The 17,070-nt window shown below is 76.5% G+C and carries 16 protein-coding genes; 11 read left to right on the forward strand and 5 right to left on the reverse strand.

The genetic code is table 11. The annotated features are described in order from the left end of the window. Positions 1-154 precede the first annotated feature (154 nt). Positions 155-691 (forward strand): hypothetical protein, encoded by a 537-nt coding sequence (locus AB0F68_RS11555; protein ID WP_357335420.1) that lies wholly within the window; start codon positions 155-157, stop codon positions 689-691. Here AB0F68_RS11555 and AB0F68_RS11560 read toward each other — a convergent pair. Continuing rightward, positions 673-1,863, reverse strand: a complete 1,191-nt coding sequence (locus AB0F68_RS11560; RefSeq protein WP_357335423.1) for an FAD-dependent monooxygenase — start codon at positions 1,861-1,863, stop codon at positions 673-675. The genes AB0F68_RS11555 and AB0F68_RS11560 overlap by 19 nt on opposite strands. A 75-nt stretch (positions 1,864-1,938) precedes the next feature. On the opposite strand from AB0F68_RS11560, the gene AB0F68_RS11565 reads away from it, so the two are divergent. From AB0F68_RS11565 to crtI, 7 genes are all read left to right on the forward strand, one after another. Next, complete coding sequence (locus AB0F68_RS11565; RefSeq protein ID WP_357335426.1) at positions 1,939-2,664, forward strand: TetR/AcrR family transcriptional regulator C-terminal domain-containing protein; 726 nt, start codon at positions 1,939-1,941, stop codon at positions 2,662-2,664. Positions 2,665-2,770: 106 nt separating this feature from the next. Next, positions 2,771-3,259 carry a YbaK/EbsC family protein gene (locus AB0F68_RS11570; RefSeq protein ID WP_357335428.1) on the forward strand — a complete coding sequence of 163 codons (489 nt, stop codon included), beginning with the start codon at positions 2,771-2,773 and terminating at the stop codon, positions 3,257-3,259. Next, on the forward strand, positions 3,256-3,987 hold the full coding sequence (locus AB0F68_RS11575) for a monooxygenase (RefSeq protein WP_357335429.1): 732 nt from the start codon (positions 3,256-3,258) through the stop codon (positions 3,985-3,987). Before AB0F68_RS11570 ends, AB0F68_RS11575 begins: the two co-directional genes overlap by 4 nt. Next, a complete protein-coding gene (locus tag AB0F68_RS11580; RefSeq protein WP_357335431.1) occupies positions 3,984-4,562 on the forward strand; it encodes a GNAT family N-acetyltransferase in 579 nt (192 codons plus the stop codon). The genes AB0F68_RS11575 and AB0F68_RS11580 overlap by 4 nt, the downstream gene beginning before the upstream one ends. Before the next feature lie 55 nt (positions 4,563-4,617). Further along, the gene (locus tag AB0F68_RS11585) at positions 4,618-5,430 is read left to right on the forward strand and encodes a carotenoid biosynthesis protein (RefSeq protein WP_357335432.1); all 813 of its coding nucleotides are present in this window, start codon (positions 4,618-4,620) and stop codon (positions 5,428-5,430) included. Next, entirely contained in the window at positions 5,427-6,554 is a 1,128-nt protein-coding gene (locus AB0F68_RS11590) for a glycosyltransferase family A protein (protein ID WP_357335434.1), read from the forward strand. The genes AB0F68_RS11585 and AB0F68_RS11590 overlap by 4 nt, the downstream gene beginning before the upstream one ends. A gap of 11 nt (positions 6,555-6,565) precedes the next feature. Further along, entirely contained in the window at positions 6,566-8,053 is a 1,488-nt protein-coding gene (crtI, locus tag AB0F68_RS11595) for a phytoene desaturase family protein (RefSeq protein ID WP_357335436.1), read from the forward strand. 31 nt (positions 8,054-8,084) lie between these two features. Here the strand turns inward: crtI and AB0F68_RS11600 are convergent, their stop codons facing one another. Both AB0F68_RS11600 and metF read right to left on the reverse strand, forming a co-directional pair. Beyond that, positions 8,085-8,774 (reverse strand): CDP-alcohol phosphatidyltransferase family protein, encoded by a 690-nt coding sequence (locus AB0F68_RS11600; RefSeq protein ID WP_357335438.1) that lies wholly within the window; start codon positions 8,772-8,774, stop codon positions 8,085-8,087. Positions 8,775-8,819: 45 nt separating this feature from the next. Beyond that, a complete protein-coding gene (gene metF / locus AB0F68_RS11605) occupies positions 8,820-9,737 on the reverse strand; it encodes a methylenetetrahydrofolate reductase [NAD(P)H] (protein WP_357335439.1) in 918 nt (305 codons plus the stop codon). A gap of 1,619 nt (positions 9,738-11,356) precedes the next feature. Between metF and AB0F68_RS11610 the strand changes: the two genes are divergently transcribed. Continuing rightward, the gene (locus AB0F68_RS11610) at positions 11,357-12,439 is read left to right on the forward strand and encodes a polyprenyl synthetase family protein (protein ID WP_357335905.1); all 1,083 of its coding nucleotides are present in this window, start codon (positions 11,357-11,359) and stop codon (positions 12,437-12,439) included. 107 nt (positions 12,440-12,546) lie between these two features. Here the strand turns inward: AB0F68_RS11610 and AB0F68_RS11615 are convergent, their stop codons facing one another. Then, positions 12,547-12,894, reverse strand: a complete 348-nt coding sequence (locus AB0F68_RS11615) for an Rv2175c family DNA-binding protein (protein WP_357335909.1) — start codon at positions 12,892-12,894, stop codon at positions 12,547-12,549. Positions 12,895-13,082: 188 nt separating this feature from the next. On the opposite strand from AB0F68_RS11615, the gene pknB reads away from it, so the two are divergent. Beyond that, positions 13,083-15,065 carry a Stk1 family PASTA domain-containing Ser/Thr kinase gene (pknB, locus tag AB0F68_RS11620; RefSeq protein ID WP_357335441.1) on the forward strand — a complete coding sequence of 661 codons (1,983 nt, stop codon included), beginning with the start codon at positions 13,083-13,085 and terminating at the stop codon, positions 15,063-15,065. Positions 15,066-15,076: 11 nt separating this feature from the next. Continuing rightward, positions 15,077-15,937, forward strand: coding sequence for a deoxyribonuclease IV (locus tag AB0F68_RS11625; protein ID WP_357335912.1), 861 nt, complete (start codon positions 15,077-15,079; stop codon positions 15,935-15,937). A gap of 95 nt (positions 15,938-16,032) precedes the next feature. On the opposite strand, the gene AB0F68_RS11630 is transcribed toward AB0F68_RS11625, so the two are convergent. Then, a complete protein-coding gene (locus tag AB0F68_RS11630; protein ID WP_357335442.1) occupies positions 16,033-17,061 on the reverse strand; it encodes a GntG family PLP-dependent aldolase in 1,029 nt (342 codons plus the stop codon). Positions 17,062-17,070: the final 9 nt, after the last annotated feature.

The raw sequence follows: 17,070 nt of genomic DNA on the forward strand, positions 1-17,070 counted from the left end.
GATGCTCTTCCCTAGACAAGAAGATCATCGACCAAGGGCTGTTTCCGTGGTCAGTCAGGGTCCCCAAAGGACCCACGGAGGTTAAAGATCAAGCTCAGGGCGCGCACAGCATCGACAAAGGAGCCGCCGAGTTCGGGGCCCCAGGGTTGACGACATGGACGTCAGCCGTACCGCCGTCGCCGACCGGCGTACCCCGCGCCGGACCCTGCCGGCGGTCCCGGCCTGGTGGGCCGACGTGGCCGGCGTCGCCGCGGTGCTCAGCCTGCTGGTGGTCACCGCGCTCTGGACCGCCGACCATGGCGTGCAGGAGCTGCTGGGCGGCGTGGCCACCGGCCTCACCTCACTCGGCCGGCTCGCCGGCCTGGTCAGCGCCGACCTGATGCTCGTGCAGGTGGTGCTGATGGCCCGGGTGCCGCTGGTCGAGCGGCGCTTCGGCCAGGACCGGATCGCCCGCTGGCACCGGCTCACCGGGCGGCCGGCCGAGGCCGTCCGATCGGTCACCGTGGTCGGCCCCGAACTGCTCTGGGCCGACGTGTACGCCACCGCGGCGGTCGCCCGCGGCGCGGACGCGCTCGACTGGCTGGCCACCCTGGACGGGTACGCGGCCCTGCTGGTGGACGCCGCCGGCGGGATCCGGGCCACCCCGAACTGGCCCGGATCCCGGCCGGCGGCTCAAACCCGCGCCGCGTAGTCGGGCAGGTCGGCCTCGGTGGCCAGCGAGCCGGTGCTGCGCACCAGCAGCGCCTGGACCGGGCGGGCGGCCAGCAGCCGGTCGCGCAGCCACAGCCCCCAGCCGCTGGCCGGGGCGAGGAAGTGGCCGGGGCTGGCGCCGCGCTGCCAGCGGCCGGCGTAGGCCCGCATCCGCCGCTCGTACGCGGGCAGCGCCACCCGGTGGTCGCCGCCGGCCAGGGCCAGTTCGCCGGCGAGCACGTACGCCCCGACCAGGCCGGTGCCCACCCCCATCCCGCCGAGGGTCACCCCCCAGGCCGCGTCGCCGACCAGCACCGCCCGGCCGGCGTGCCACCGGGGCACGCTGACCCGGGCGATCGCGTCGAAGTAGAGCTCGGGCGCGTCCCGCAGCCCGGCGAGCAGCCGGGGCACGTGCCAGCCCAGCCCGGCGAAGGCGTCGGCGACCAGCGCCTTCTGCCGGTCGAGGTCGAGCCGCTCGTGGTCCTGTCGGGGCGAGGCGAACACGACGAAGGCGGCCGCCCGCTCCGGCCCCCGCTGGTCGGCGGCCACGCTGGCCATCCGGCCGGGCACGTTGTACTGCCGCGGGACCGGGCCCGCCCCCATGTCGTTGGGCAGGTCCCAGCCGGCCAGGTGGTAACCGAGGTGGGTCACGTACGCCGACTCAGGCCCGAACGCCAGCCGGCGTACGCCGGAGTGCAGCCCGTCCGCCCCGACCACCAGGTCGACGGTGCGGGAGGCGCCCCGGGCGAGGTCGACCCGCGTCCCGTCGGCGGTCTCGGTGAGCGCGGTGATCCGGTCGCCGAACACGTACCCGACCCGGTCGGCACCGTGCTCGTGGAGGATCCGGGACAGGTCCCGGCGGCGGACCTCCAGCTCGCCGCCGGCGAACTCGGCCGGCAGCCGGAAGATCTCCCGGTCGTGCTCGTCCACCCGGCTCATCGCGCCGGCGTGGGTCTGCACCGCGCGCAGTTCGTCGAGGACGCCCATGGCGGCGAGCACGCCGAGGTGGGTCGGGCCGCGGAAGTCGACCGCGAAGCCGCTGGTGCGCAGCGCCGGGGCGGCCTCGACGACGGTGACCTCGGCCCCGTGCCGGGCCAGCCACCAGGCCACCGCCGGGCCGGCCACCCCGGCGCCGGAGACGAGCACGCGAAAGCCGTGCAGTGGAGTCGGCATGTCTTTCCCCGTTCTAAACTGTGTCCCTCGGATACAGAGTACTCTAGACACAGTTTTGGGACGGGAACAAGAGGGGTGATCGTGGAGACCGGTGGCGTCGACAAACGCCGGCTGTTCGAGCTGCTGTGGGGCACCCCGAGCGGGCCCCGGCGCGGGCCCCGCCCCACCCTCACGCTGGCCGCGATCGCCCGCGCCGGCATCACCATCGCCGACGCCGACGGGCTCGACGGGCTGACCATGCAGCGGGTCGCCGAGTCGCTGGACGTCACGAAAATGGCGCTCTACCGCTACGTGCCCGGCCGGGCCGAGCTGGTGGCGCTGATGCTGGAGGCCGCGATCGGCGAGCCGCCCGCGCCGCCGCCCGGCGCCGACTGGCGTGGCCAGCTCGACGACTGGACCCGGCAGCTGTTCGACCGGTTCCGCCGGCACCCGTGGGCCCAAGCGGCGACCGTCGGCGCCCGGCTGCCCGGCCCGAACGAGCTGGCCTGGGTGGAACGGGTAGTCGCCGCCCTCACCGGCACCGGACTGACCGGCGCCGAGCAGCTCGACGTCGCGGTGCTCCTGGTCGGGCACGCCCGCAACCTGGCCCAGCACGCGGCGCCGGACGGCGCGCCCGCCGGAAGCCGGGAGACCGCCTTCGGCGTCCTGGTCCGCGGCCGCGAGGAGCGGTTCCCCGCGCTGGACGCCGCCCTGCGCGGCATCGACCCGGAGGCCACCGACGCGGCCCTCGACTTCGGCCTGGCCCGGATCCTGGACGGCATCGAGGCACTCGTCACCGCCCGCTCGACCGGTCGGTCGTGAAAGTTGTCGCGCCGGCCGCCGGCGTGTCGCGACGGGAGCTTCACGATCGACGCGCCGGGGGTGGGGCGGGGGCGTGGGACCGGGCGCGGTGGGGAGAATGAGGGGCATGCAGCCACACCCGAACGTGCAGGCGGTGCAGCGGGCGCTCGACGACGCGGGGGCGCGGGACGGCTCCGGCGGCCCCAGCCAGGTTCGCCTGCTGCCCGAGGCCGTGCACACCGCCGCCGCGGCGGCCGAGGCGCTCGGCGTCCAGGTCGGCGCCATCGCCAACTCGCTCGTCTTCGACGCCGACGACACGCCCCTGCTGGTGCTCACCTCCGGCGCGCACCGCGTGGACACCGCCGAGCTGGCCGCCTCCCTCGGGGTCACCCACCTGCGCCGGGCCACCCCGGAGTTCGTCAAGGGGCACACCGGGCAGGTGATCGGCGGGGTCGCCCCGATCGGCCACCCGCAACCGCTGCGCACCATCGTGGACACCGCGCTGGCGGCGTACGACGAGGTGTGGGCGGCCGGCGGCGTGCCGCAGGCGGTCTTCCCCACCACGTACGCGGAGCTGCTCCGGCTCACCTCCGGCACCCCGACCGAGGTGGCGTGACCCCCGAACTCGTCACGCTGCACGTCTGGCGGATCCCCCGGGCGGCCGTCCCCCGGGCGCTGGCCCGGATGGCGACCCACCCGGCGCGGCTGCGCCGGATGCCCGGCGTCCGGTTCGCCAAGCTGCTCGGCACCGGGACCGGCACCGGCTTCGGCCCGGGCGACGCCGACCTGACCCGGTGGGCCGCCCTGGTGGTGTGGGACTCCCCCACCGCGGCGGCCCGCTTCGACGCCTCCCCGGTCGGCCGCTCCTGGGCCCGGCTCGCCCGCGCCGGCGTCCGGGTGGAGCTGCGCCCGCTGACCAGCCGCGGCGAGTGGTCCGGCCGCCGGCCGTTCGGCGAGCCGTCCGGCGGCCGGGTCGCCGGGCCGGTGCTGGCGCTGACCCGGGCCCGGCTGCGGGCCCGCCGGGCGGTCACCTTCTGGCGGGCGGTCCCGCCGGTCGCCGCCGCCCTGCACGCCGCGCCCGGGCTGCTCGCCCGGTTCGGCGTCGGCGAGGCCCCGCTGGGCTGGCAGGGCACGGTGAGCCTGTGGCGCGACGCGGCGGACCTGGTCGGGTTCGCGTACCGTCAGCCGGAGCACCGCGCCGCGATCACCCGCACCCCCATCGAGGGCTGGTACGCGGAGGAACTGTTCGCGCGGTTCGCGGTGGGCGAGGTGGTCGGCGACCGCACGGTGCTGGGATGGGCCGCCACCGAGAGCGGCCCGGAAACGGCGAGAGGGAACGCATGAGGTTGGTGCGGTGGACGCCGGACGATCTGGTCCGGCGGCTGGACGACGTGGTGGCCGTCTACGGCGAGGCGATGGGCTACCGTGCCGACCTGCTGGAGGCCCGGCGCGGCTACATCGCCACCCACGTCCGCCGGCCCGGCTTCCGCGCCGTCGCCAGCCTCACCACCGAGGGACACCTGGCCGGTTTCGGCTACGGCTACCTCGGCGCCGCCGGCCAGTGGTGGCACGACCAGGTGCACCGGGCGCTGGACGCCGAGACCCGGCAGCGCTGGCTGAGCCACTGCTTCGAGGTGGTCGAGCTGCACGTCCGCCCGCCCGCGCAGGGGCACGGCCTGGGCGCCGGCCAGCTGCGTGCCCTGCTCACCATGGCCGAGGGGAGCACCACCCTGCTCTCCACGCCCGAGGCCGACGAGCAGAAGTCCCGGGCCTGGCGGCTCTACCGCCGGTTCGGCTTCGTCGACATCCTGCGTCACTTCCACTTCCCCGGCGACGAGCGGCCGTTCGGCGTGCTCGGCCGGGACCTGCCGCTGCCTCCGCCGGGCCCCGGCGGCGCACCCGCCCCGGACACGCCGTGAGCGCGAGGAGTGAGCCGGGGTTGCGAGCCCCGCGGTCGCGAACCGAGGTGGTGCCGTGAGCCGGGGCCGGCTGCCCTGGGCGCTGCTGGCCGTCCTGGTCCTGGCCCAGATCTGCTACCCGCTCACCGGCGGCGCGACCCGGGCCGGGCTGACCGTGGCCACCGTCGGGCTCGGCTGGCTGCTCTCCGTGGGGCACGCGCTGCTCAGCCGGGGCGCGCGCCCGGCGCTCGCGCTGGTCGCCGTGGCCACCGGTGGCGGCTTCGCGATCGAGGCGCTCGGAGTGGCCACCGGCTTCCCGTTCGGCAGCTACGACTACTCCGGCGAGCTGGGCCCGAAGCTGGCCGGGGTGCCGCTGATCATCCCACTGGCCTGGACCTGGATGGCCTGGCCGGCCTGGCTCACCGCGGTCCGGCTCACCGGCTCCCGCCCGGGCCGGATCGCCCTCGCCGCGGTCGGGCTGGCCGCCTGGGACCTCTTCCTCGACCCGCAGATGGTGGCCGAGGGCTACTGGCGCTGGCGGGACGCCACTCCGGCCCTGCCCGGCCTGCCCGGCATCCCGGTCAGCAACTACCTCGGCTGGCTGCTCTTCGCGGTGCTGCTGATGACCGCGCTGCGCCCGCTCGCCGGGCCGGCCGCCGACCGCGCCGGCGACCGGGACGGGCCGATGTTCGCGCTCTACCTGTGGACGTACGCCTCCAGCGTGCTGGCGCACGCGGTCTTCCTCCGGCTGCCCGCCTCGGCGGTCTGGGGCGCGGCGGGGATGGCGGTGGCCGCCGTGCCGCTGGCGGTGGCGCTGCTGCGCGCCCGCCGGGACGGGGCCGGTCGCGGGGCGGCCGAGCCGGCGTCCCGCGTCGACGCGCCGGCATGATCCCCGCGCTCGTCCTGGCCGCGGCGGTCGCCGCGCTCACCGTGCACACGCTGGTCAACGCCACCGTGTGGCTGCGCCGGCCCGGCGCCGGCCCGGTCGAGGTGACCGAGGCGGTGGCGGTGCTGCTGCCGCTGCGCGACGAGGCCGGCCGGGTCACCCCGTGCCTGCGCGCGCTGCTCGCCCAGCGCGGCGTGCCGGAGCTGCGGATCGTGGTGCTCGACGACGGCTCGACCGACGGCACCGCCGACGTGGTCCGCGCGGTGGCCGGCGACGACCCGCGGGTCACCCTGCTCACCGGGATCGCCCCGCCGCCGGGGTGGCTGGGCAAGCCGCACGCCTGCTGGCAGCTCGCCACCCGCACCGGCCCGGCCCCGACCGTGCTGGCCTTCGTCGACGCCGACGTGGTGCTCACCCCGTACGCGGTCGCGGCGGCGGTGACCGAACTGCGCGCGGCCGGGGCGACGCTGCTGTCGCCGTACCCCCGGATCGTGGTGCGGACGGCGGCCGACCGGCTGGTGCAGCCGCTGCTGCAGTGGTTGTGGCTGACCTTCCTGCCGCTGCGCGCGATGGAACGCTCGCCGCGGCCGTCGCTGGCCGCGGCGGGCGGGCAGTTCCTGCTCGTGGACCGGGCCGGCTACCTGCGCGCCGGCGGGCACGCGGCGGTGGCCGACCGGGTCCTGGAGGACATCGAGCTGGCCCGGGCGGTGAAGCGGTCCGGCGGCCGGATCGCCCTCGCGGACGGCGCGCGGCTGGCCGCCTGCCGGATGTACGAGAACTGGCCGCAGCTGCGCGACGGCTACACCAAGTCGCTCTGGGCCTCGTTCGGGCATCCCACCGTCGCGGCGGTGGTGGTGACCCTGCTGCTCCTGCTCTACACCGCTCCCCCGCTGGTCGCGGCCGGCGCCCTGGTGGCCGGCGCGCCGGCGACGGCCGGGCTCGCGCTGGCCGCCTACCTGCTCGGCGTCGCCGGGCGTGCGGTCAGCGCCCGGGCCACCGGCGGGCGGGCGTGGCCCGACGCGCTGGCACACCCCGTATCGGTCGTGGTCCTCGGTTGGCTGACTCTCCGGTCGTACCATCTGCGAAAGCGACGCCGGATCACCTGGCGGGGTCGCCCGGTCGGCTAGGAGGGGGCGGCATGGCGCGGATCGTGGTCATCGGCGCCGGCGTGGGCGGGCTCGCCGCCGCCGCCCGGCTGGCGGTCACCGGGCACGAGGTCACCGTCTTCGAGCGGGCCGACACGGTCGGCGGCAAGCTCGGCCGGCACCGGCACGACACCCCAGAGGGGTCGTGGTGTTTCGACACCGGGCCGAGCCTGGTCACCCTGCCGCAGGTGTTCCACGACCTGTTCGAGACGACCGGCGCGAAGCTCGACGAATACCTGGACCTGGTGCCGCTGGACCCGATCGTCCGGCACGTCTTTCCCGGCGGCGGCCCCACCCTCGACTCCTGCGCCGACCCGGCCGAGTTCACCGCCCGGATCGGCGCGGCGCTCGGCGACCGGGCCGCCGCCGACTGGCAGCGGCTCTGGCGGCGGGCCGGCCGGGTGTGGGCGGCCTCGCACCGGGACGTGCTCCGTCGCACCGTGGACTCCCCCCGCGACCTGGCCGCGCTGGCCTGGCGGCTGGGCGACCTCGCCGCCATCGGCCCCGGCCGCAGCCTGCGCGGGCTGGGCCGCCGGCACCTGTCCGACCCCCGGCTGCGGATGCTGCTCGACCGGTACGCCACCTACACCGGCGCCGACCCGCGCCGCGCCCCGGCCGCGCTGGTCGCCGTCCCCTACGCCGAACTGGCGTACGGCGGCTGGTACCTGCGCGGCGGGCTGGGCACCCTGGCCGACGCGCTGCTGTCGCGCTGCCTGGACCTCGGGGTGGTGGTGCGGACCGGCGCCACGGTCACCCGGATCGACGCGGCCGGCGGCCGGGTGCACGGGGTACGCCTGGCCGGGGTGGCCGCCCCGGTCCCCGCCGACGTGGTGGTGGCCAACGTCGACGCGCTGACCGTCTACCGGGACCTGCTGCCCACCCCGCGCCGGCTGGCCGCGCTCACCGACCGCAGCCTGGCCGGATTCGTGCTGCTGCTCGGCGTCCGCGGCGACTCCGGGCTGGCCCACCACACCGTCTTCTTCCCGCGCGACCACGACGCCGAGTTCGACGCGGTCTTCGGCGAGCCGGGGCGGGGCGTCCGGGCCCGGCCGGCACTGGACCCGACCGTCTTCGTCACCGTGGCCGACGACCCGACGGTCCGCCCGGCCGGGCACGAGGCGTGGTTCGTGCTGGTCAACGCGGCCCGGCACGGCACCGCCGCGGGCGCGGTCGACTGGCGGCGGCCGGGGCTGGCCGAGGCGTACGCCGACCGGATCCTCGACGTGCTCGCCGAACGGGGCGTGGACGTGCGGGACCGGCTGGTGTTCCGCGACATCCGCACCCCGGCCGACCTGGACGCGTCGACCGGCGCGCCGGGCGGCGCGATCTACGGCACCGCGGGTGGGCTGCTCCGCCCGGCCAACCGGGGCCCGGCGGCCGGGCTCTGGCTGGTCGGCGGCTCCAGCCACCCCGGCGGCGGCCTCCCCATGGTCACCCTGTCGGCGGAGATCGTCGCCGACGCCATCGGCCCGGCCTGGTAGGCCCGGTCGCCCGCGCCGGATCAGGCCGGGGTCAGTCGGCGTCGATCAGCGCGCGGCGGACGGCGGAGAGCAGTTGGCCGAGGCCGAAGCCGGCCAGCAGCACCCAGACCGTGGTGGCCATGGTGATGGTGCCGGCCATCAGGTCGGCGTCGACCAGCCCGGTGAGCCCGGCCACCAGCAGCCCGACCAGCGCCACGCAGACCCGGGTGGGGCGCTCCCCCACGGTCACCGCGCCGATCTCCCGCATCCCGGCGGAGACCGCCCGGGCCCGCACGTACTCGTGCAGCCAGGACAGGCCGCCGGCCGCGGCGACCAGCGCACCGGGCGCGCCGAGCAGCCAGAACGCGGTCAGCCAGGCGGCCTCGCCGAGCCGGTCGGCCACCGAGTCGTAGACGTAGCCGAGCCGGGTGGTGCGGTTGGTGGCCACCGCCACCGCGCCGTCGACGCTGTCCGCCACCGCGGCCAGCAGCACGAACAGCGCGCCCAGGAACGGCCCGTCACCCACCCGCCCCACGAGCAGGGGTACGCAGAGGCAGAGCAGCACCCCGACCACGGTCACCGGGGTCGGGCCGACCCGCAGCCGGCCCAGGATGTAGCCCACGTGGTAGGCGAGGCGCAGCCAGGCGCGGACCACCGGCGCGGCCGCCCGGGGATCGAAGCCGCCGTGCAGTCGCGCCCACGCGGTCGCGTACTGGTCCCAGTTCAGCTGTGTGCCCACCACGGAATCAACCGTAGAAGGACGGTGCGGGTGTCGTGGGCCGGGTGGTCACACCCGCGCGGCGGCGCGCAGGCGCTGCCAGACCTCCCGCGTGGCGGTGGAGCGGTTGAGGGTGATGAAGTGGATCCCCGGCACGCCCTCGTCGAGCAGCTTCGCGCACATCTCGCTCGCCTGCTCGATGCCGAGCCGGCGGACCGCCTCCGGGTCGTCGGCCACCTCGGCGAACCGCGCCGCGAGGGCCGGCGGGAACGGCGCGCCGGAGAGCTGCACGGACCGCTCGATGGTGCCCAGCTGGGTCACCGGCATCACCCCGGCCAGGATCGGGGTGTCGCAGCCGGCGGCGGCCACCCGGTCGCGAAGCCGCAGGTAGTCGTCGGCGTCGAAGAACATCTGGGTGATCGCGAACTCGGCCCCGGCCCGGCACTTGCGGACGAAGTGCGCGGTGTCGCTGGCCACGTCGGGCGAGCGCGGGTGCTTGTACGGGAAGGCGGCCACCCCGACGCTAAAGTCGCCGGCGTCCCGGACCAGCCGGACCAGCTCCTCGGCGTACCGCACGCCCTCCGGGTGCTTGATCCACTCGCCGCCCGGGTTGCCCGGCGGGTCGCCGCGCACGGCCAGCACGTTGCGCACCCCGACCGAGGCCAGCCGGCCGATGACGTGCCGCAGCTCGGCGACCGAGTGGTCGACCGCGGTGAGGTGGGCCATCGGCAGCAGGGTGGTCTCGGTGGCGATCCGCTCGGTCACCGCGACCGTGGTGTCCCGGGTCGAGCCGCCCGCGCCGTAGGTGATCGAGACGAACGAGGGACGCAGCGACTCCAGCTCGCGGATGGCCTGCCAGAGCAGGCGCTCCCCCTGCGGGGTCTTCGGCGGGAAGAACTCGAAGGAGAAGGTGGGCCGGCCGTCACGGATCAACTCGCCGATGGCCGGCTGAGGGTTGGGGAGGACCGAGGGAAGACCGAGCGCCACGGACCGACTGTAACCGGCGGGTCCGGGCCGGCCCAGGATCTTCCCAGCCCGCGAGCACGAGCGGGGCGGAGCGTCGTACCCCGGGGGTAGGAAGGGGACAGCGCGGTGGGGCCGGCCGGTGGCCGGTCCCGGGGGCCCGCGCGGGGGTCGCCACGATCGGCGGCGCGCCGGTCCGGCACCGCCGGGCGTCCGCGTCGCCGCCCGCGCCGTCGCCTCCGGAGGACCCGATGACCCCGTCCCCGCCACCCGGCCCGCGCCTGCTCGGGCCGCTCCTGGTCGAGCTGCGGGTGGCCCGCGGCTGGAGTCAGCAGCGGGTCGCCGCCGAGCTCTGCGCCGCCGCCGGCGTGCCGACCCTGACCCGGCACGAGGTGTCCCGGTGGGAGCGACAGCGCCGGCTCCCCGGCGACTTCTGGTCCGGCTGGCTGGCGGTGGTCCTCGGGGTGCCGGGCGAGCTGCTCGCGGAGGCCGCCGCGCACAGCCGCCGGCTCGGTGCGGTGCCGGCGGCCGTCGGCCCGGCCGGCTCCCGCGCGCGGCTGGCCCTGCTCACCCTGGCGCACCGCTGGGCGGCCGACCCGTCCGGTGCCACGCTCGGCGGCCCGCTCGTCGACCTCGCGCCGGCCGAGCCGCCCCGCCCGGACGACCTGCCGGGCGGCGGCAACCTGGCCGAGCTGCGGCGCTGGGACGACCTGCTGGGCGGCGCCGACCTGGCCGGGCACGGCGCCCGCCGGCTGCGCCACGCGGCCCGGGGCTACCGCGCGGCCGGGTCCGCCGGCCGGCGCCGGCTGCTGCCAGTGCTGGCCGAGTCGGCGCAGCTGGCCGGCTGGCTGGCCGCCGACGCCGGGGACCTGGCCGGCGGGCTGACGACCTACCGGCTGGCGCTGCGCGCCGCGGTGGCCGCCGGGGACCCGCCGCTCGCCGGGCACGTGCTCGGGTCCGCCAGCCACCTGCTGGCCGGCGCTGGGGACCCGGCGGGGGCGCTGACGCTGGCCCGGATCGGCTACGCCGGCTGCCGCGCGGCCGCCTCCCCCGGGCTGCGGGCGCTGCTGCTGCACCGGGTGGCCCTCGCCGCCGCGCTCGCCGGCCGGGCGGGCGCCGCCGGGCAGGCGCTGGCCGGGGCCGCCCGGGCCGGCACGCCCGACCCGGGCCGGGAGCCGCCCTGGCTGTACTGGCTCGACGAGGCGGAGCTGGCGGCGCTGACCGGGCGCACCCTGGTCGCGCTGGGCCGCCCCGGGCCCGCGGTCCCGCTGCTCCGGCCGGTGGCCGGCGGGCGGGGCCGGCCGCGCCGGGCGGCCGTCTACGGCGGCTGGCTGGCCCGGGGCTATCTCCAGCTCGGCGAGATCCCCGGGGCCTGCGCGGTGGCCGGCGCGGCGCTGCTCGACGCCGTCCGGTCCGGCTCGCCCCGGGCGGTCGGCCAGCTCACCGAGGTACGCCGCCGGCTGGCCGGGCACCCGCACGAGCCGGCCGCCCGGCGCTACGCGGGGCTGCTCGCGGCGGCCCGCCCGTACCTGCCGGTCACGCCCCCGGCGGCGCGGGCGCGACGGTCCCGGTCGATGTCGCGCGCGGCACGCCGGGACCGGGGGGTAGGGCGCGAGCGGCGCACACCGGATAGCGTCGTCGGCGTGACCCACGCTGCTCCCGTGTCCCCCGTCGACCGCGCCGGCCTGCGCCAGCGGATCGACAAGGCCCTCACCGAGTTTCTCGCCGGCCAGCGCGGCTGGCTGACCACCCTCGACAACGGCCTGGTGCCCGTCGCCGAGGCGATCGAGGCGTTCGTGCTGGGCGGCGGGAAGCGGCTGCGCCCGGCCTTCGGCTACTGGGGCTACCGGGGTGCCGGCGGGGTCGACTCCGACCAGGTGGTCGCCGCCCTGGCCGCGCTGGAGTTCGTGCAGGCCAGCGCCCTGATCCACGACGACCTCATGGACCGCTCGGACACCCGCCGGGGCGAGCCCGCGGTGCACCGGCGGTTCGCCGCCCGGCACCGCGCGGCCGGCTGGAGCGGCGACCCGGACGGGTTCGGCGACGCGGCGGCGATCCTGCTGGGCGACCTCTGCCTGGTCTGGTCCGACGAGCTGCTGCACTCCGCCGGCCTGGACCCGCGCACGGTGGCCCGGGCCCGCCCGGTCTTCGACGAGATGCGCACCGAGGTGACCGTCGGGCAGTACCTGGACGTGCTGACCCAGGCCACCGGGGACACCTCGCTGGAGCGGGCCGGCAAGGTGGCCCGCTACAAGTCGGCGAAGTACACCGTCGAGCGGCCGCTGCTGCTCGGCGCCGCGCTGGCCGACGCGCCGGCCGAGGTGCACGCGGCCTACTCGGCGTACGGGCTGCCGCTGGGCGAGGCGTTCCAGCTCCGCGACGATGTGCTGGGGGTGTTCGGCGACCCGGAGCGCACCGGCAAGCCGGCCGGCGACGACCTGCGCGAGGGCAAGCGAACGTACCTGGTGGCGGCGACCCTCGAGGCGCTCGACGACACCGGCCGCGACCTGCTGCTCGGCGGCCTCGGCGACCCGGATCTGGACGCCGCCGGGGTGTCCCGACTGCGCGAGCTGATCACCGCCAGCGGCGCCCTGGACCGCACCGAACGCCGCATCGCCACCCTCACCGAGAGCGCCCTGGCGGCCCTCACCACGGTCGACCTCGACACCGAGGCCCGCCAGTCCCTGGTCGACCTGGCCATCGCCGCCACCCGCCGCACCGACTGACCCGGTCCCCGGGATCCCCGGCGTCCCCCCGGGCGATCATGAGGTTGACGGCGAAGTCGATCTCCCGAAGTGCCGCCAAGCTCATGATCGACGGGGTTGGGCGCCCGTCAGAAGCCGAGGGCCTGGGCGCGGCGCTTGACCTCGCGGGCCTGGTCGCCGGCGAGGGCGGCGGCCGGCGTGGTGCCGGGGAGGCTCGGGTCCTCCTGGTAGAGCCAGCGCAGCGCCTCCTCGTCGTCGTAGCCGGCGTCGGTGAGCAGGTTGAGCACGCCGGGCAGGTGCTTGAGCACGGTGCGGTTGGCCACCAGGTCGGCCGGGATCCGGCGGACGCCGTCGCGGCGCACCGCGAGCAGCTCCCGGTCGCGGATCATCTGGTGCACCTTGCTGATCGACAGGTCGAGGCGCTCGGCCACGTCCGGCAGGGTCAGCCAGCCGGCCGGGTCGGTCGGTCCGGGCAGGTCGGCGCCCGTGGCGGCGGTCTCGGCGGGTACGGAATCGGTCACCCGACCACCCTGCCACGTGCCCGCCGGGGCCGGTCGGCGGCACCCCGTACCCCGCCGGCGGCCCGCGGCGTTCCACCACGGTCCCAACCCGGCTGTAGCATCCTGTTCAACCTTCACCCTCCCGACACATAGACTGCCTGCCGATGGACACACAGGTCGCCGACACGTTGCTGGGCTCGCTGATCGACGGGCGCTACCGCATTCGCGGTCGCGTGGCCCGCGGCGGCATGGCGACCGTGTACACCGCCACCGACGAGCGCCTGGAGCGCACCGTGGCGGTCAAGATCATTCACCCGACCCAGGCGCCCGAGGCCCGGGCCCGGATGGCCGGCTTCGTCGAGCGCTTCACCGACGAGGCGAAGACCATCGCCCGGCTCACCCACCCCAACGTGGTGGCGGTCTACGACCAGGGCAGCCACGCCGGCCTCCCCTACCTGGTGATGGAGTACGTGCGCGGCCGCACCCTGCGCGACGTGCTCGCCGAGCGGCGCCGGCTCGCCCCGGACGAGGCGCTGGCCATCGCCGAGCAGATGCTCGCCGCGATCGCCGCCGCGCACCGGGCCGGCCTGGTGCACCGCGACGTCAAGCCGGAGAACGTGCTGGTCGCCGAGGCGCCCACCGGCGGCACCACCAGCCTGGTGGACAGCGTGGTCAAGGTGGCCGACTTCGGGCTGGCCCGCGCGGTCGAGGCCAGCGCCGAGGAGGAGAACGGCAACCAGCTCATGGCCACCGTGGCGTACGTCGCGCCGGAGCTGGTCACCCAGGGCCACGCGGATCCCCGCACCGACGTCTACTCGGCCGGCATCGTGCTGTTCGAGATGCTCACCGGCCGGGTGCCGTACGACGGCGACCGCCCGGTGGAGGTCGCCTGGCAGCACGTCGACCGGGACGTGCCGGCCCCGTCGACCCTGGTGCCGGCACTGCCCCCGGTCCTCGACGAGCTGGTCGCCCGGGCCACCCGGCGTGACCCGGCCGCGCGCCCGGCCGACGCCGGCGCGCTGCTGACCGAGGTGCAGGCCGTCCGGGACGAGCTGGGCAACGGCAACTCGCGCACCGCGGTGCTGCGGCAGGTGGGCGACGAGACGGCCGTGCTCGCCCAGCCCACCATGGTGGTGGCGGCGGTCCGCCCGGCCGAGCGCCCCGCCTGGGCCCGGCTGCCCGAGGGCGGCGGCCAGCGTTCGCACCGCCGCCGCGCCGTCGAGGACGAGGGCCTGGGCAGCCGGCTGGCCGAGCTGCGTACCCGGGTGATGGGCTCGCCGCGCGGCCGTCTGGCGGTCGCCGCGGCGGCCGTGGTGCTCGGCCTGGTGGCCGCGCTGGGCGGCTGGTGGTTCGGGGTGGGCCGCTACACTGTCGCCCCGCAGCTGATGAGCCTGACCAAGGCGGACGCGGAGGCGCAGGCCACCCGGGGCGGCTTCACCCTGCGCTACGCCGAACCCCGCTACGACGAGAAGATCCCCAAGGACACGGTGCTGGGCCAGGACCCGGTCTCCGCCACCCGGATCGTCAAGGGCGGCACGATCACCCTGACCCTGTCGCTCGGCCCCGAGCGGCTGCCGGTGCCGGACGTGGTGGGCAAGGACTTCGAGCTGGCCCAGGCCGAGCTGACCGACGCCAAGCTGGTACCGGTCAAGGGCAGCTCCCGCTACGACGACGCGCTGCCGGCCGGCGTGGTGCTGGCCACCGACCCGAAGGTGGGCACGGTGGTCAAACCGGGGTCGAAGGTGACGGTGATCCTCAGCAAGGGCCGCGCCCCGGTGACCGTGCCGAACCTGGTGGGCAAGAACCTCACCGAGGCCCGCACCATCCTCGGCCAGCTCGGGCTGACCCCGGTGGAGAACTACAAGGACTCCGACAAGCCGAAGGACGAGATCCTCGGCCAGAGCCCGGCCGACGGCACCGGCGTGGAGAAGGGCGCCCAGGTCAAGCTGGAGGTCAGCAAGGGCCCCGCCCAGGTGCCCGTCCCCCGCGTCGTCGACCTGCCCTGCCAACAGGCCAAGCAGGTGCTGGAGAGCCAGGGCTTCCCGGTCAACATCCAGCTCAACCCCAACGGGGTGGCCCGCTTCCAGAACCCCGGCGAGAACACCCCGGTGCCGCCGGGCACCCCGGTCACGGTGACGTGCCTGTGAGCGAGCAGAGCGTGAGCGCGCGGCGGCGGGTCGGCTCGCACACCCCCACCTCCGGCGGGCTGGCCAAGGCGGCGCTGCCCTACGCCGACGCGGCCGCCTCCGAGGCGGTGCAGGTCTACGTCTCCAACTCCCGCGGCTGGGCGCTGCCGGCGGGCGACCCGCAGCAGGACGTGCTGTTCCGGGACGGCTGCGGCGAGCGCGGCCTGCCGGTCTTCATCCACGCCTCGCTGCTGGTCAACCTCGGCTCACCCACGCCGGCCACGGTCGAGCGGTCGGCGGAGACCCTGGCGCACGCGCTGCGCCGGGGCCGGGCCATCGGCGCGCAGGCCGTGGTGTTCCACGCCGGCAGCGCCGTCGACGCGGACCACGCTGAGGCAGCCATGCGGCAGGTCCGCACGGCCCTGCTGCCGCTGCTCGACGACAGCGCGGCCGGCGACGGGCCGATGCTGCTGGTCGAGCCGAGCGCCGGGGGTGGCCGGTCGCTGGCCTCCCGGGTCGAGCACCTGGGCCCCTACCTGGACGCGGTGGACCGGCACCCGATGATGGGCGTCTGCTTCGACACCTGCCACGCCTGGGCGGCCGGGCACGACCTGGCCGCCGAGGGCGGGATGACCGCCACGCTGGACGCGCTGGTGGCCACGGTCGGCGCGGACCGGCTGAAGCTGGTGCACGCGAACGACTCGAAGGACCTGTGCGGCTCCACCCGGGACCGGCACGAGAGCATCGGCAAGGGCACCATCGGCGAGCCCGCGTTCGCCGAGCTGATGCGCCACCCCGCCACCGCCGGCATCCCGATCCTGGTGGAGACCCCGACCGAGAAGCACGTCGGCCACGCCGCCGACATCGCCACCCTCAAACGCCTCCACCCCTGATCCCCGCCCATCCCGAGTTGATCAAGAGGTTCGCGTCGGGATCCGCGCCGCGGATGACGCAAACCTCTTGATCAACGAGGCGTGGAGCCCAGGGGTCAGGCGCGGAGGAGGCCGGTGAGGATCTGCGCGGCGCGGTCGACCTGGGCGTCGGAGACGTCCAGGTGGGTGACCAGGCGGGCGGTACGCGGGCCGAGCACCGAGATCAGCAGCCCCTCCGCCCGGGCGGCGGCCGCCAGGGCCGGCGCGTCGAGCGGGTGCTTGGCCAGGTCGAGCGGGACGATGTTGGTCCGCACCACGGTCGCGAGCACCCCGTACGGAGCGACCGCCTCGGCCAGCCGGGCGGCCTTGGCGTGGTCCTCGGCGAGCCGCTCGACGTGGTGGGCCAGCGCGTACCGGCCGGCGGCCGCCAGGATGCCGACCTGCCGCATGCCGCCGCCCATCCGCTTGCGGACGAACCGCGCCCGGGCGATCTTCTCGGCGCTGCCGACCACCACCGAGCCGACGGGGGCGCCGAGGCCCTTGGAGAGGCAGACCGAGAGGGTGTCGAACAGCGCGCCGTACTCGGCCAGCGGCACCCCGTCGGCAACGTGCGCGTGCCAGATCCGGGCGCCGTCGCAGTGCAGGGCGAGCCGGTGCTCGTCGGCGACCCGGCGCAGCTCACGCAGGGTCGCCAGGGGGATCACTCCGCCGCCGCCCCGGTTGTGGGTCTGCTCGACGGCGATGGCCCGGGTCGGCACCGCGAAGTAGCCGTCGGGCCGGACCATCCCGGCCACCACCTCGGGGTCGATCTCCGCGCCCACGGCCGGCCAGGTCCGCGAGGAGATGCCGCCGTACGCGGCGGCCGCGCCGATCTCGTACGTGACCACGTGCGCGTCGGCGTCGCAGAGCAACTCGTCCCCCGGCGGGACGAGGAGCTGGAGAGCGATCTGGTTGGCCATCGAGCCGGTCGGGGCGAACAGCGCCGCCTCGTGCCCGAAGAGCGCGGCGACCTCGGTCTCCAGCGCGGTGACCGTGGGGTCCTCGGCGTAGACGTCGTCACCCACCTCGGCGGTGGCCATCGCCTCCCGCATCCCGGCGGTCGGCCGGGTCACGGTGTCCGAACGAAGATCGATCAAGTCAGCCACAGTTGTCCT

Source organism: Micromonospora sp. NPDC023966 (assembly GCF_040639095.1).
In the GTDB taxonomy this organism is placed as follows: Bacteria; Actinomycetota; Actinomycetes; order Mycobacteriales; family Micromonosporaceae; genus Micromonospora.